Genomic DNA, 1,059 nt, shown 5'->3' on the forward strand with positions numbered 1-1,059 from the left:
AGCTTACTCAATATTATTGGATAAAGTTTTAGTACTACTAAGAGGTACTGTATCAGACGATAAATTATCTGAATTTATTAATAATTTAATTTCATATTGCACACCTTCTTATGATGAAAGCCCTTTGTTAATAGCTCTACGTAGAGGATATTCTCATTCCGTTTTTGCTTTTGGTTTATTAATTGATAGATTAATGTTAATGAAAGATTGTATATCCAACGACAAACTTTCAAACATGATTTTTAACTTATTGAAAGCTAGGACTAGTAAGGATATTGATGGATTGTTTATGGCTTTTCAAAAAGGATATACTGATACGGTAAATGCTTTTGGCTCATTGTTAGATAAACTTATTGGTATGAAAGGCCACATAGAAAGTGATGCGTTGGTCGACATGACTTTTGATTTACTGACCTGTAAAAGGGATAGTGATAATGTTTCTGGTTTGTTTATGGCTATGTATAAAGGACACCATAAAACCGTAGATACTTTTGGAGAATTATTAGACAAGGTTTTATTAGCTCTAAAGGGTACTGTACCAGATGATAAATTTGCAAGATTGATTTTTAAATTGTTAAAGGCTAGAGCTAGCAATGGCGTTGATGGATTATTTATGGCTTTGCAAGAAGGAAATAGCAATGCTGTACTTTCTTTTATCTCATTGTTAGATAGACTTCTTAGTCTAAAAGGATTCATAGAAGATACCACATTGGTTGGTATGGTATTTGATTTGCTAATGTGCAAAAGTTGTGATGATAGTATTCCAGGATTATTTGTAGCTATGAAAAATGGACATCATGTGGCTGTAGATACTTTTGGAAAATTATTGGAAAAATTGATGATGTTTAAGGATGATATTTCTACTGGATATTTTAATAATATGTTGTTAGATCTTGTGGCATCTAGACGATCAGATGGTGTATCTGGATTATTTGTAGCACTGGAGAATGATTTTCCTGAGGTAGTTAAATCTTATATTTCACTACTTAAATTAATACCTAAAGATGAATTAGTTAATGTATTAGTGGCTTCGGATAGTTCTGGTAGACCTGTTAGAGT

At 31.5% G+C, this 1,059-nt stretch carries 1 protein-coding gene; it reads left to right on the forward strand.

Annotation, left to right across the window (positions count from 1 at the left end):
- The coding region (locus tag A6733_RS08710) for a hypothetical protein (RefSeq protein WP_176696741.1) at nt 1-1,059 on the forward strand (1,059 nt) is incomplete at both ends.

This window comes from Candidatus Ichthyocystis sparus (assembly GCF_900078745.1).
GTDB classification, from domain to species: domain Bacteria; phylum Pseudomonadota; class Gammaproteobacteria; order Burkholderiales; family 2013Ark19i; genus Ichthyocystis; species Ichthyocystis sparus.